Source organism: Bradyrhizobium sp. McL0616, from assembly GCF_049993385.1.
In the GTDB taxonomy this organism is placed as follows: Bacteria; Pseudomonadota; Alphaproteobacteria; order Rhizobiales; family Xanthobacteraceae; genus Bradyrhizobium.
In genome coordinates this window covers 1827786-1841478 of record NZ_CP188255.1, presented here as the reverse complement: position 1 = coordinate 1841478, position 13693 = coordinate 1827786, and the positions used below count along the sequence as shown (strand labels likewise).

The window sequence follows — 13693 nt, the reverse complement described above, 5'->3', positions numbered from 1 at the left end:
CTACCGGCGCGCCTCTTTCAGGCGATCGATCCACGTCGAGATCTGCGTCTCGATCGTGGTCTGATCGGCGAGGACGCGAACCTCGACGGTGTCGGCGGCCTGGTATTCGATGGCGGAGCGGCTGGTCGCATCGAGTTGCGCCTTGACGAGGTTGAGGAGATCGCTCGGCCCGGTCACACGGAACACCGGCACGGGCGAATTGGATGTCAACGCCGCGATCTGCTCGACCAGCGCGCCGATCGCCTTGTCGCGGACCGCATCAGCGAGGAACGGCAGCAATATCCGCGCAACCGAGCTTGCGATGTTGCTTTCGATCTCTCGGCACGCCGTGGCAAAGCCGTTGACGATCGCGACCGCCTGCTGGTCGGACCATTTGGCCCGCTCCTCGCCGAGCCGGATTGCGCTGCGCACGCGCTCTTCGGCGAGCTTGCTATCGCCCTCCGCGAGGCCGGCGGTGTAACCGCGCCGATGGGCGTCATCCAGGAGATTGACCGGTGCGGCTTCGGCCGCGGGCGCCGAAAGCGGCGGCTGAAGTTGCGGCTGCGATTGCGCCTGACGCTGCGGTTGAGGTTGAGGTTGAGGTTGCGGCTCGCGCCGGACGTCTTTCGACCTTGTCAGCACGTCCTGGATCTTCGGCGGCGGAGGCGGCGGGGACTTGACCCGGCCGTTCGCGTCGAATTGCGTCAGGAGTTTTCCAATTGCCGCGTTCATGCCGCCTCCTCGCGTCGCATCCAGTCTTTAAGGATCGCTGCTGCCTGCATCTGATCGAGCCGGACAATCTGCTCCAGCCGCTTCTGCGGCGTTCGCTGCATCTTGCCCTCGAGGTCTTCGACCAGATTGAGCTCCGCCTCTTCGCCGTCCGGCAGCGCAAGGGCAGCGGCCGCCTCGAGCTGCGCAGCCTCCGCCGCCTCGGTCTGCTCCTGCTGCGCGCGATGGGTCAGGATGCCGTTGACCGCGGGCCGAAGTCCGAACCAGACCAGCATCGAGGCAACGGCCAGGATCGTCACCGCATTGATGACGCTGCCGAGCTGCTTGTTGATCATTTCGACGAAGCTGATCGGCGGCACCGGCGCGAGCTCGCGCGATCCTTCGACGAAGTCCACCGCCGTGACCTGGATCTGGTCGCCGCGCGCCTTGTCCAGTCCGCCGGCGGTCGCCGCGAGCTGGCTGATCTCGGCGAGCTTGCTGTCGACGATGGCCTGATTGGTCTTGTCGCCGAGGTCGGCGACGAGCCGCGTGCGATTGACCAGCACAGCGATGAAGAGTTTCTTGACCGAATAGCCGTCGCTCACCGTCGTCGTGGTCTTGGACGAGACCTCGAAATTGGTGACGTCCTCCCGGCGGGTCTTGTCCTCGCTGGAGTTCTTGGTGCCGCCGGCATTGACCTGCTGGTCCGGAAGATTCTGCTGCACCGTGGTCGGCGTCGAGCGATCCGCGTTCTGTGACTTCTCGTTTTCGCGGACGTTGCGGACGGAACGCTCGGCGCGGGTCTCCGGATCGTAGACGGTCTCGTTGGTCTGCCGTTTATCGGTCGACAGCTGCGGCGAGACGCTGACCTCGAAATTATCCAGGCCCAGATAGGGCGTCAGCGCCTTGCGGATGTTTTCCTGCACCATGCCGCCGACCGTCTTCTGGAGGCTCGCCATCTTGGTCGGCGCGGCACTGGCCTCGTCCTCCTCTGCTAGCAACATTGTTCCGTCCGCATCGAGCACGGTGACCTTGTCGCGCGTCATGCCGGGAATGGCGGCCGCGACGAGATGCCGGATCGATTGCGCGGTACGTGCCTCGATCGCTCCATCGGTGCGCAGCACGACGGAAGCCGATGGCGGCTGCTGGGTGGCGCGGAACGAGCCGCGCACCGGCATCACGATGTGCACCCGCGCGGCCTTGACGCCCTTCATCAATTGAACCGTCCGCGCGATCTCGCCCTCGAGTGCGCGAAGCTTGGTGACTTCCTGCATGAAGGAGGTCAGGCCGAGCGATCCGATCTTGTCGAACAGCTCGTAGCCGGAATTGGCGCTGGTCGGCAGCCCCTTCTCGGCCAGCAGCATCCGCGCCTGCATGGTCTGGCTCGGCCGCACCGAGACGGTATCGCCGGCCGCGTTGACGTCGAAGGGGATGTTCTGCTCGCGCAGCGCGGCGCCGATGCGCGTTACGTCTTCGCGGGCGAGACCGGTGTAGAGAGGCTCGAATTCAGGGCGACTCAGATAATAGGCGCCCCCGACGACGGTGACGAGGACGGCAAAGCCGATCAATCCCAAGGCCATCAGACGTCGCGGCCCAAGTTCCAGCAGATTGTTGAGCAGCTGCTGTAGCTGCGCGCGACTGAACATATGACCTCGTACCAATGCGAACGTAGAGGACACTCCGCTGCGAACCTTGTCTGAAGGTTGCGCAACCACGCGAATGTGCCGCTTCGCAAGCGAGGCGTTGCAATTTTACAAGAGCTTTGGGTGACGCAGGCAGTTCGATGGCAACGAACGGACGATCGAACGCGTTACCGCGCGATCGGCCTAGCGTATGGCATGAGGTCTGGCGTCAGGAGGTCGATTACGGGCACGTCATGTGCCGTCACATCCGCCGTTCACGGCGGGGACCGTGCTCCCATCGGGAGCACGGTCGTTTCCAAAGCCGGAGCTTACTTGAACAGCGACAGGATGCTCTGGCTGTTCTGGTTGGCGATCGAGAGCGCCTGAACGCCGAGTTGCTGCTGGGTCTGGAGCGCCTGGAGGCGGGTGGATTCCGCGTTCATGTCGGCGTCGACGAGCTGACCGACGCCGCGAGTCACCGAGTCCATCAAGGTCTTGACGAAGTCCGTGTTGGTCGCGATGCGGTTCTTGACGGCGCCGAGGTCGGCGGCGGCCGAAGCCACCGAGTTGATCGCAGCGGTGACCTGCGTGATGTAGCCACTGAGCGTGGCCTGGTCGGTCGCCGCGTCGGTCAGCGAGGTGATGTCGATCGTGTTGACCGACGCACCGCCGCTCACCGTGTCCAGGATGCCGCTGGTGGACGAGGTATAGAGCGAATAGTTGGAGATCGTCAGGTTGATGGAGCCGATGGTGGGCGTGCCGCCGACGCGGGAGAACGACGACACCAGGTCGAAGGTCGCCGGCGTGGCCGTCGTCGTGCTCAGCCAGTTCACGCCGTTGAAGGTGGCCGCATCGGCGGTGCCCTTCATCTGCTGCTGGATCTGGGTGATGTCAGCCTGGATCTTGGTCCGGTCGATACCGGCGGTCTTGGCTTCGACCAGCAGCGACTGGAGCTTGGTCAGGCCGCCGGTGCTGTCGCCCACAACCGCGGTCAGAGCGGTATATTCGGTGTCGACGGTCGCAGCCGACAGACCGAGCGAGTCGGAGACGGCGGAGAGCGCGGCGTTGTCGGCGCGCATCGAGGTCGCGATCGACCAGTAGGCGGCGTTGTCCGAAGCGGTAGCCACGCGCTGGCCGGTCGAGATCCGGTTTTCGGTGGTCTGAAGGCTGGAGCTGACGTTCCGGAGGGTCTGCAGCGCGGTCATTGCTGCGGAGTTGGTAAGCAGACTAGAGCTCATTTTTTGACGTCCCTTTGAAACGGATTGAATTTTTGGGGACATACCGGGCTTGCACCGGTACGACAGGGCGGCATCATGCCTTTGGGCTGCGGAAAAGTGCGCTCAACCTGTCGTAACCACGGCGATAGCACGCGAAGTTTGTGCGAGGCTTGCGGCTCCGTGACCGGACCGCAACAAGGTGAGCCAATTCGAGCTCGCAAAGCGACGAGCAAAGTCGAGATGCCAGGTTGAGGTTCCGGCGCGAGAACGACGCGCGCCAAAACGGAAAGGGCCGCGCTTCGCGAGAAGCACGGCCCCCTCAGATGGTCTTCAGGCTTAGCGGAACAGCGACAGGATGCTCTGGCTGTTCTGATTGGCGATCGAGAGCGCCTGAACGCCGAGTTGCTGCTGGGTCTGGAGCGCCTGGAGGCGGGTGGACTCCGCGTTCATGTCGGCGTCGACGAGCTGACCGACACCGCGGTTCACCGAGTCCATCAAGGACTTGACGAAGTCCGTATTCGTCGAGATGCGGTTCTTGACGGCGCCGAGGTCGGCGGCGGCCGAAGCCACCGAGTTGATCGCAGCGGTGACCTGCGTGATGTAGCCACTGAGCGTGGCCTGGTCAGTCGCCGCGTCGGTCAGCGAGGTGATGTCGATCGTGTTGACCGACGCACCGCCGCTCACCGTGTCCAGGATGCCGCTGGTGGACGAGGTATAGAGCGAATAGTTGGAGATCGTCAGGTTGATGGAGCCGATGGTGGGCGTGCCGCCGACGCGGGAGAACGACGACACCAGGTCGAAGGTCGCCGGCGTGGCCGTCGTCGTGCTCAGCCAGTTCACGCCGTTGAAGGTGGCCGCATCGGCGGTGCCCTTCATCTGCTGCTGGATCTGGGTGATGTCAGCCTGGATCTTGGTCCGGTCGATACCGGCGGTCTTGGCTTCGACCAGTAGCGCCTGGAGCTTGGTCAGGCCGCCGGTGCTGTCGCCCACAACCGCGGTCAGAGCGGTATATTCGGTGTCGACGGTCGCAGCCGACAGACCGAGCGAGTCGGAGACGGCGGAGAGCGCGGCGTTGTCGGCGCGCATCGAGGTTGCGATCGACCAGTAGGCGGCGTTGTCCGAAGCAGTAGCCACGCGCTGGCCGGTCGAGATCCGGTTTTCGGTGGTCTGGAGGTTGGAGCTGACGTTGCGGAGGGTCTGCAGCGCGGTCATTGCTGCGGAATTGGTAAGCAGACTTGAACCCATTTTGATGTCCCTTTGAAGATTGAGTTGATTTGGGGACATACCGGGCTTGCACCGGTACGACAGGGCGGCGTCATGCCTTTGGGCTCCGGAAAAGCGGTTAGGGCCCAACCTGTCGTAGCGGCGACCGTAACCCGCGAAGCTTGTGCGAGGCTTGTGGCTGTGTGCCCCGGCCGCAACAGGACAGCCGAAATTACGGCGTGCGCGGGACGTCACGTCAAACGAAAGGGCCGCGCTTCGTGAGAAGCGCGGCCCTCCCCGGATTGTTTGAGGCTTAGCGGAACAGCGACAGGATGCTCTGGCTGCTGTTGTTGGCGATCGAGAGCGCCTGAACGCCGAGCTGCTGCTGGACCTGGAGGGCCGCCAGGCGGGTGGACTCCTGGTTCATGTCGGCGTCGACGAGCTGGCCGATACCGCGATCAACCGAGTCCATCAGCGACTTCACGAAGTCCGTGTTGGTCGAGATTCGGTTCTTGACGGCGCCGAGGTTGGCGGCGGCCGAAGCCACCGAGTTGATCGCACCGGTGACCTTCGCAATGTAGGTATCGAGCGTGGCCTGGTCAGTCGCCGCGTCGGTCAGTGTGGAGATGTCGATCGTGTTGACCGACGCACCGCCGCTCACCGTGTCCAGGATGCCGCTGGTGGACGAGGTATAGAGCGAATAGGTGGAAACGGTCAGGTTGATGGAACCGGTGGTCGGCGTGGAGCCGACGCGAGAATACGACGACACCAGGTCGACCGTCGTCGGCGTGGCAGTCGTCGTGCTCAGCCAGTTCACGCCGTTGAAGGTTGCCGCATCGGCGGTGCCCTTCATCTGCTGCTGGATCTGGGTGACGTCGGCCTGGATCTTGGTACGGTCGATACCGGCGGTCTTGGCTTCGACCAGCAGCGACTGGAGCTTGGTCAGGCCGCCGGTGCTGTCGCCGACAACCGAAGTCAGAGCGGTATATTCGGTATCGACGGTCGCGGCCGACAGTCCGAGCGAGTCGGAGACGGCGGAGAGCGCGGCGTTGTCGGCGCGCATCGACGTCGCGATCGACCAGTAGGCGGCGTTGTCCGAAGCGGTCGAGACGCGCTGACCGGTGGAGATCCGGGTCTGCGTGGTGGCGAGTTGCGAGCTCACAGACCGCAAGGTCTGGAGTGCGGTCATGGCGGTCGAGTTCGTAAGCAGGCTTGACATTGCGAATGTCCCTTTATGTACGCGTTACATTTTCACGAGGGGACATACCGGGCTTTCACCGGTACGGAGGGGCGGCATCATGCCTTTGGACTGAAGTGGGTGGGGTCCAACCCGCCGTGCCGCATTGCTAGCACGCAGAATCTTGCCCCGAGATTAAGATCGGCTTGAATTTCGCTGCAATATCAGATGGTTAACGGTACTCTGCGCTAACCATAAATCGGTACTTCTCGCTAACCATAACCAGCCGGCCGGCGATCGCCGGCTGTTACGAGAACGACCGCACCAGGCCTGAGGCCAGCAGGTTCCAGCCGTCGATCAGCACGAAGAACAGCATCTTGAACGGCAGTGCGAGGATCGTTGGCGGCATCATCATCATGCCCATCGACATGGTCAGCGTCGCCACGATCATGTCGATGACGAGGAACGGCAGGATGATGAGGAATCCGATCTCGAACGAGCGCCGGAGCTCGGAGATCATGAAGGCCGGGATGATGACGCGCATGTCGATGCGCTTGTCGTCGAATTTCTTGCGAAAGCTTTCCGCGGCCAGCGACTCGAACGTCTGGAGATCCTTGTCGCGAACATGGGCGAGCATGAACTCGCGGAAGGGATCGCTGATCTTCAAATAGGCCTCTTCCTCCGAGATCTCGTTCTTCATCAACGGCTGGACGCCGGTCTCCCAGGCGCGGTCGAAGGTCGGCGCCATGACGTAGAAAGTCATGAACATCGCGAGGCTGATCAGAACGAGATTTGGCGGCGTCGTCTGCAGGCCGAGACCGGCGCGAAGGAACGACAGCGCGACGGCAAACCGCGTGAAGCAAGTCATCATGATGAGCAGCCCCGGCGCGACGGACAGCACCGTCAGCAGCGCCATGAGCTGGATGATGCGGCCGCTGGTCGAGCCGTTGCCCGGAGGCAGCAGCGAGTTGAGATCCGGGATCTGGGCGAATGCCACCTCAGGCAGCACGACCAGCAGCAACGCGAGCAGCAGAACTCTCAATTTCACTGGATCACCAACGTCTCAATGATCAATTCCCGGACCTTGCCGGACGAGCGGATGCTGGCGCGTTCGGACAGGTCGTCGCGCAGATGCTGGAGCCCGCGCGATCCCTCGAACTGCGCGACCGACGCGGACCGCAGATAAGTGACGATGTCCTCGCTGATATGGGCGGCCAGGATGCCAGCATCCTCGTCGCTCATGCTCTCGGTCACCATGGAGGCCTCGACCCGGGCCCAGTTGTTGGCGGGCGCCGCGAGATTGGTCACGATCGGAGACAGCTTTCTGAGCCGCGCACTGCCGGCGTAGCTCGACGCGAGCGGCGGCGGGGTGGCGCCCTTCTTCGCGTCGGCGACGCGTTCGGCGGTCGCGAACAGGTGCAGGCCCGCAAGCGCGCCCGCACCGATCGCGATCAGGGTCAACACCACGATGGCAGCAATCAAGCGCATGGTGCCCCCTGCCCCCGCGACGCTCGAGCCTCAGAACGGCGCAACAGCGTCATAGATCCGATGTCCCCATCCAGGCTGCTGCACATCAGACAGATTTCCGCGACCGCCGTAGGCGACGCGCGCCTCGGCGATCTTCTCGTAAGATATCGTGTTGGTGCGCGAGATGTCGCGCGGACGCACGATGCCGCCGACGTTGAGCACGCGCATCTCGGTGTTGACCTTGAATTCCTGCGATCCGCTGATCATCATATTGCCGTTCGGCAACACGTCGGTGACGATGGCCGCGATCGAGAGCTTGATGTCCTCGGCACGGTCGATCTGGCCGTTGCCCTTGATCTGGGTGTTGGTCGAAAGATTGGCGTTGGCCTGGCCGGTGTCGCTCCATCCGGCGACATTCATCAGCCAGTCGAGGCCGAACTTGATCTGCGAATCGCGCGAACGGTCGGTCTTGTTGTCGAGCTTCGCCTTGTCCTGCATCGAGATGATCACCGTCACGACATCGCCGGTGCGCCGGGCACGCGGGTCGCGGTAGAGATCGGTGCCGTCGTCCCAGGTCGAGCGATAGCTCACGGGCGTGCGGACGCGCGGCGTCACCGGGATAGGATCGGCCTGACTCCTCAGGCCGCTGCCGACGGGCGACACTTGCGGGCCGGTCAGGATCTCGGCCGGGTCATGGGAGCATCCGGCGAGAAGTACGAGCGACAGGATGAGGATCGGCTTCTTCATCTACTTGGTCTTTCCGTCATCCACACGACGCATTCCGCCGAGCAGATCGGCGAGATGTGCCGCGCGCGCCGTCTCCATCTCATTGAAGATCGCGCTCGAACTCCTCGGGCTGAGCTTTGCGAGCACGGCGGCGGCCGTCTCGTCCGCCATGCCGGCGATTTGGGTAGCGGCCGCATCCGGCTTCATGCGTGAATAGATCTCGACGACGCTCGCTTCGGCCTTCTTCAGGAAGTCGTCGCGCAGCGCCATCCACTTCTCGTATTCGGCCCGCTTGGCCTCGACTTCGGCGATCCGCTCCCGCAGCTGGGCCTCGGCCTTCTCCAGCTCCTTCAACTGCCAGGCCAGCCTGGCGTCGACAGCGGGGTCAGCCACGTTGCTACAGAACAGTGCGACCTCGTTGTCCGCCGGCGCGGCAGCCTGGGCCGGCGCCGGCTTCGGGAGCGCCGTGACGCTACCGGGCCTGGCCGGGCGCACGGGTGCCGCTGCCGGCGTCGGAGGGGGCATCTCCGAAGTCGGCACCGCGCCGGTAATCGCGGGACCCGAGTCTTCAGCCGCCCAGGCCGTTGCCCGAGCGTTGTCGCTCGGAATCGACGTGGCCGGCGCATTCGGCTTCTGCGGCCCGGGCGCGCGGGCGCGCGCGAACGAGAGCAGGTTGAGCGGCTTCGACGGCTTCGCCTCGTCCAGCGCCCGCACGGGCGAGCCGCTCACCAGCGCGGAGACCGCGACCAGGAGGAAGACTTGCGCTTTGTGATCCAGCTTCAACATCAGGCCGCGTGCGATTCTCGGTCAAGACCAGAGCATTGAGCGACCAAGCTTGCACGACGCTTATGCATCATTGGACGATGACTTCGGCCTGGAGCGCGCCGGCCGTCTTGATCGCCTGGAGGATCGCGATGATGCCTGACGGCTTCAATCCGATCTGGTTCAGCCCGCGGACGAGACGCTGGAGATCGACGCCGCTCAGGATCGCCACCTGCGATCCGGCCTCGTTGGCCTCGACCACGGTTTGCGGAACGACCACCGTCTGGCCTTGCGAGAACGGTGCCGGCTGCGACACCACGGGCATCTCGGTGACGCGGACTGTCAAATTGCCGTGCGTGACCGCAACCGTCGATATCCGCACGTCCCGTCCGATCACCACCGTGCCGGTGCGTTCATTGATCACCACCCGCGCCGGCGTATCGGGCTCGACGGTCAGCTCGCCGATTTCGGCGAGAAAGCGGACCGGACCGATATAGCGCGGCTTGGACAGCACGACCGTCCGGTAGTCGCGCTCGAAGGCGATCTGGGCGCGATAGCGGCCCCCGGCATAGCGATTAATGGCGTCGAGGATTCGCGTCGCGGTGACGAAGTCGGGATTCTTGAGCTCCAGCACCAGGAATTCCATCTCATGGAGGTTTCCCTGCACCTCGCGCTCAACCAGCGCGCCATTCGGGATGCGGCCCGCGGTCGGCGTGCCCTGGCTGACATTCTGCGCCTGGCCGCCGACGCTATAGCCTGCGACGGTGACGGCCCCTTGCGCCACCGCATAGACCGCACCATCGGCCGCGCGCAACGACGTCATCACCAATGTACCGCCGAGTAGCGAAGTCGCATCGCCAAGCGACGATACGGTCACGTCCATCCGTTCACCTGGCCCGATCGAGGGCATCAGGTCCGCCGTCACCATCACGGCGGCGACGTTACGCGTGCGCAGCGTGGTCGGCCGCGCCGGGTTGGTCGTGCTGGTGGTCTCGTTCCTGACATTGATACCCATGTTTTCGAGCATCGACTGGAGCGACTGTTCCGTGAAGGGCGCGTTGCGCAGGGTGTCGCCGGTGCCGTTCAGGCCGATCACGAGGCCGTAACCCACGATCTGGTTCTCGCGCAGTCCCTTGATGTCCGCGATGTCCTTGATGCGGACGGCGGCGTGGGCGCTGGCGGCTGAAACGATCAGGACGAGCGCGATCAGGAATCTGGTCATGACCCGTCCGCGACCTTGACGGTACCGTCCGGCTGAACGATGGCCCTGATGATCACGCCGGTGTCGGTGTTTCGCACCGGAATGAGCGCGCCGGGCGCACCCGACTGCATCGCCGAGCCGTAAGTCACGATCGACAGCCCGCTATCCTCGACCACGACCTTGACCATGGCGCCGCGGGCGATGGTGAAGGGATCCTCCACCGAATTGGTCGGGATCGGCTGGCCCGGCAGCAGCGCACGCCGCGCCATGCGACCGACGAGCACCTGACGCCCCTCGATGAACATGGCGACCCCGAGCACGTTCGGTGCAAAGGCACGCTCGGTGATCATGTCGTCCCTGATCAGCTCGCCGGCGCGAATCGACACGGCCGGCACGGGAAGCCGCCGCTCGTCTGCCACGGCGAGCCGTACGGAGACGAGAACCAGCAGCGCGGCGGCCAACCCGCGCGCGATCAGACTCACCCTGTTCAACATCGACACACCGAAACTAGCGACTGAGATTCTTCGACACCGTCTGCGCCATCTCATCCGACGCCTGGATGACCTTGGCGTTCATCTCATAAGCGCGCTGCGCCGAGATCAACTCGGTGATTTCCTTGACGGGATCGACGTTCGAGGCTTCGAGATATTGCTGGTTGATCTTGCCGTAGCCGGCATCACCCGGCAGGCCGACGACCGGCGTGCCAGACGCAGTGGTTTCGCGATAGAGATTGCTGCCCAGCGGCTCGAGGCCCGCCTCGTTGGCGAAGTTCGCGAGGTTGAGCTGGCCGATCTGGCGCGGATTGATTTCCGTATCCAGCTTGGCGAACACCTGGCCGGTCTGGTTGACCGTGACCTGCACCGTTCCCTGCGGCACCGTGATGGAGGGATCCAGCAGGTAGCCGTCCATGGTCACGAGCTGGCCGTTGGCATTGGTGTTGAATGAGCCCGCGCGGGTATACTGCACCTCGTTGTTGGGGCCCAACACCTGAAACCAGCCCCGGCCGTTGATCGCCATGTCGTAGGGATTGCCGGTCTGCGTGAGTGCGCCCTGGATATGCAGCTTGCGGATGGCCGCCGATTTGACGCCGAGGCCGAGATTGGCGCCTTCCGGGATCGGCGAGGAGCCGTTGACGTTGGCGACGCCCTGCATGCGGTCCATCTGGTAGAACAGATCGGTGAACTCCGCACGCGCCCGCTTGTACGACGTCGTGTTGATGTTGGCGATGTTGTTCGCGATGACCTCGATATTGGTCTGCTGGGCGTTCATGCCCGTGGCCGCGATGGCAAGCGATTTCACAATGTCATTCCTTCAGATCAAATCGACATACGAACGACTTCTTGGTAGGCCTGCACGACCTTGTCGCGAACCGCGACCGCCGTCTGCAAGGCCTGCTCAGCCGACATCAGCGCCTCGACGACGCGCCGGGTCGATTCCTTGCCCTGCATCGCCGAAATCGAAGCTGCCTCACCCGTCTTCAGGGTACCGATCGCATCGGTCGTTACTTGCTTCATCACCGATTCGAAGCCGACCTCGTCGCCGGACTGGATCGCGGTCGGCGCCGCGGGCGCGATTACCTGCGTCTCGGTCGCTCGAGACGCCGCCTGCCCTGCGGAAATCGCTGTGGATGAAATCGCCTCTAGCATTGTCAGCTCCTCAGAAGGTCGACGGTCATGCCCAGCATCGACCGCACCTGCTTCACGACCTGGAGATTGGCTTCATAGGATCGATTGACCTCCCGCATGTCGGCCATCTCGATCATCATGTTGACGTTCGGCATCTTGACGTAGCCGGCCTTGTCGGCGGCGGGGTGACCCGGATCGTACTCGACACGGTAAGGCGTGGTATCGACCCCGATCTCCTTGACCTTCGCAAGCTGCGTGCCGGAGGCACGATCCATTGCGGCGTCGAAGGTGATCGTCTTGCGCTGATACGGATCAGCACCGGCGCTGCGCCCAGTCGAGCTCGCATTCGCGAGGTTTTCCGAGACGACGCGCATGCGCGTCGATTGCGCTTCGAGCCCGGAGCTCGCGACCGTCAATGAAGCCTGTAGAGCATCCAGCATGTCAGTTTACCTCAAGTCTTCGCGCCGGTCAGGACCATGCGGTGAAACGACCGCACGATCGCCGAGTTCATCGAGTAGTCGCGATTGACGTCGCTACCCTTGATCATCTCCTGCTCGAGGCTGACGGAATTGCCGGAGTGAACGACATCCCAGCTATCCTTCTTCGCGGTCGCGCGCGTGTCGGTCTCGGTCGCGGAAAGCTGCATGTGCGCGGGCGATGTCGTCGCGAGCCGGACCGGCATTCCGTCGAGCACCTTGTTGAACGGCTCGACGTCGCGCGCCTTGAAGCCCGGCGTATTGGCGTTAGCGACGTTGGTGGCAATGGTTGACTGACGAAGCTCGAGCCAGCGCGCCTGCGACGATGCCAGTTCGAAGAGATAAAGCGGTCCCACGGCAGCCCCATTCTGGTCTGTTCGGAGCAACCCTAGGGCTGCAAGCTTTCCCCAGGCTGATGCAGGGGACACTGTCCTCCGAAATCTACTGAACCTTCTCGGGGCTCGGCGATTGCTTCGACTGGAGGAAGTAGATGATCTCGGCGACGGGCCGGAAAAACTCCGACGGAATCACCTGGTCGACCTGCACCGCTTCATAGAGCGCGCGCGCGAGCGCCTTGTTCTCGATCACCGGAATCTTGTTCTGCTCGGCGACTTCGCGGATCTTCAGCGCGATCACATCCATGCCCTTGGCCACCACGAGCGGCGCCGGGTTTTCCTCGCGGTTGTAGCGCAGCGCGATCGCGAAATGCGTCGGGTTGGCGATCACCAGCGTCGCGCGCGGCACAGAGGCGATCATCCGCTGGCGCGACCGGTCGCGTGCGAGCGAGCGCAGGCGCGCCTTGATGAGCGGATCGCCTTCCGACTGCTTGTGCTCGTCCTTGATCTCCTGCTTGGTCATGCGTAGCTCGCGCCGCCAGTGGAAGCGCGCCCAGGCGAGATCAATCGCGACCAGCACGATCGTCGCGATGCAGATCGCCGACACGATCCGCATCGCGACGGTGAGGATCATCTCCGGCAACGCGACGGGATCGGTGTACATCGCCTCGAACGCCCTCGCCTCCGACGAGCGCAATACGAACGCGACCACGACGGTCACCGACACGATCTTGAATATCGATTTTGCGAATTCCACGAGGCCTTGGCTACCGAAGATCCGGCTCCAGCCGCTGACTGGGGAGATTCGCGAGAGGTCCGGCATGATGCGCTGGAGCACCAGGCTAGGCGCATTTTGCAGCAACTGCGCCGCAAGCCCGAACACGGTCAGGATGACCACCATCGGCAGCAGGAATCGCAACGCATCGAGGCCCACCACAGTGAGGAGGTTCTGCACATCCGCCGCATTGCTGAGACGGAAGCCGTCGGGGTCGTCGAGCAAGCTCTTCAGCGTCGGCGTCAATTGCTGCACGCCCGGGCCGATCAGGAACGTCTGGATCACCAGCAGCGCCGCCATCGAGGCGAAAATGGGCGCCTCCCGAGAGACCGGGATATTGCCCTGTTCGAGCGCATCACGGACTTTCTTCTCGGTCGGCTCTTCTGTTTTGCTCTCCTGGTCGGATGATTCTGCCATGCC

At 63.6% G+C, this 13693-nt stretch carries 16 protein-coding genes; all 16 read right to left on the bottom strand.

Annotated elements, in window-relative coordinates:
• The 16 genes from ACPPVR_RS08955 to flhB all read right to left on the bottom strand — a co-directional run bounded on the left by ACPPVR_RS08955 (window position 1) and on the right by flhB (window position 13690).
• Window positions 1-711: a hypothetical protein gene (locus ACPPVR_RS08955; protein ID WP_426613863.1), complete on the bottom strand. Its 711-nt coding sequence runs from the start codon at window positions 709-711 to the stop codon at window positions 1-3.
• Window positions 708-2333 carry a flagellar basal-body MS-ring/collar protein FliF gene (fliF, locus tag ACPPVR_RS08950; protein ID WP_426613862.1) on the bottom strand — a complete coding sequence of 542 codons (1626 nt, stop codon included), beginning with the start codon at window positions 2331-2333 and terminating at the stop codon, window positions 708-710. The genes ACPPVR_RS08955 and fliF overlap by 4 nt, the downstream gene beginning before the upstream one ends.
• A gap of 305 nt (window positions 2334-2638) precedes the next feature.
• Window positions 2639-3547, bottom strand: coding sequence for a flagellin (locus tag ACPPVR_RS08945; RefSeq protein ID WP_426613861.1), 909 nt, complete (start codon window positions 3545-3547; stop codon window positions 2639-2641).
• 315 nt (window positions 3548-3862) lie between these two features.
• The gene (locus ACPPVR_RS08940; RefSeq protein ID WP_426613860.1) at window positions 3863-4771 is read right to left on the bottom strand and encodes a flagellin; all 909 of its coding nucleotides are present in this window, start codon (window positions 4769-4771) and stop codon (window positions 3863-3865) included.
• A 271-nt stretch (window positions 4772-5042) separates the two neighbouring features.
• Window positions 5043-5948: a flagellin gene (locus ACPPVR_RS08935; RefSeq protein ID WP_426613859.1), complete on the bottom strand. Its 906-nt coding sequence runs from the start codon at window positions 5946-5948 to the stop codon at window positions 5043-5045.
• Window positions 5949-6213: 265 nt separating this feature from the next.
• Window positions 6214-6954 (bottom strand): flagellar type III secretion system pore protein FliP, encoded by a 741-nt coding sequence (fliP, locus tag ACPPVR_RS08930; protein ID WP_426613858.1) that lies wholly within the window; start codon window positions 6952-6954, stop codon window positions 6214-6216.
• Window positions 6951-7394, bottom strand: coding sequence for a flagellar basal body-associated FliL family protein (locus ACPPVR_RS08925; protein ID WP_426613857.1), 444 nt, complete (start codon window positions 7392-7394; stop codon window positions 6951-6953). Before ACPPVR_RS08925 ends, fliP begins: the two co-directional genes overlap by 4 nt.
• A gap of 30 nt (window positions 7395-7424) precedes the next feature.
• Complete coding sequence (flgH, locus tag ACPPVR_RS08920; RefSeq protein WP_426613856.1) at window positions 7425-8120, bottom strand: flagellar basal body L-ring protein FlgH; 696 nt, start codon at window positions 8118-8120, stop codon at window positions 7425-7427.
• A complete protein-coding gene (locus ACPPVR_RS08915) occupies window positions 8121-8885 on the bottom strand; it encodes a MotE family protein (RefSeq protein ID WP_426613855.1) in 765 nt (254 codons plus the stop codon).
• 67 nt (window positions 8886-8952) lie between these two features.
• Window positions 8953-10083, bottom strand: a complete 1131-nt coding sequence (gene flgI / locus ACPPVR_RS08910; RefSeq protein ID WP_426613854.1) for a flagellar basal body P-ring protein FlgI — start codon at window positions 10081-10083, stop codon at window positions 8953-8955.
• Complete coding sequence (gene flgA / locus ACPPVR_RS08905) at window positions 10080-10556, bottom strand: flagellar basal body P-ring formation chaperone FlgA (RefSeq protein ID WP_426613853.1); 477 nt, start codon at window positions 10554-10556, stop codon at window positions 10080-10082. Before flgA ends, flgI begins: the two co-directional genes overlap by 4 nt.
• A gap of 13 nt (window positions 10557-10569) precedes the next feature.
• Complete coding sequence (gene flgG, locus ACPPVR_RS08900; RefSeq protein WP_426613852.1) at window positions 10570-11361, bottom strand: flagellar basal-body rod protein FlgG; 792 nt, start codon at window positions 11359-11361, stop codon at window positions 10570-10572.
• 17 nt (window positions 11362-11378) lie between these two features.
• Window positions 11379-11708: a flagellar hook-basal body complex protein FliE gene (locus ACPPVR_RS08895; RefSeq protein WP_426613851.1), complete on the bottom strand. Its 330-nt coding sequence runs from the start codon at window positions 11706-11708 to the stop codon at window positions 11379-11381.
• A 2-nt stretch (window positions 11709-11710) separates the two neighbouring features.
• On the bottom strand, window positions 11711-12127 hold the full coding sequence (gene flgC, locus ACPPVR_RS08890) for a flagellar basal body rod protein FlgC (protein WP_426613850.1): 417 nt from the start codon (window positions 12125-12127) through the stop codon (window positions 11711-11713).
• An 11-nt stretch (window positions 12128-12138) separates the two neighbouring features.
• Window positions 12139-12519 carry a flagellar basal body rod protein FlgB gene (gene flgB, locus ACPPVR_RS08885; RefSeq protein ID WP_426613849.1) on the bottom strand — a complete coding sequence of 127 codons (381 nt, stop codon included), beginning with the start codon at window positions 12517-12519 and terminating at the stop codon, window positions 12139-12141.
• A gap of 85 nt (window positions 12520-12604) precedes the next feature.
• Window positions 12605-13690 (bottom strand): flagellar biosynthesis protein FlhB, encoded by a 1086-nt coding sequence (gene flhB / locus ACPPVR_RS08880; RefSeq protein ID WP_426613848.1) that lies wholly within the window; start codon window positions 13688-13690, stop codon window positions 12605-12607.
• Window positions 13691-13693 lie beyond the last annotated feature (3 nt).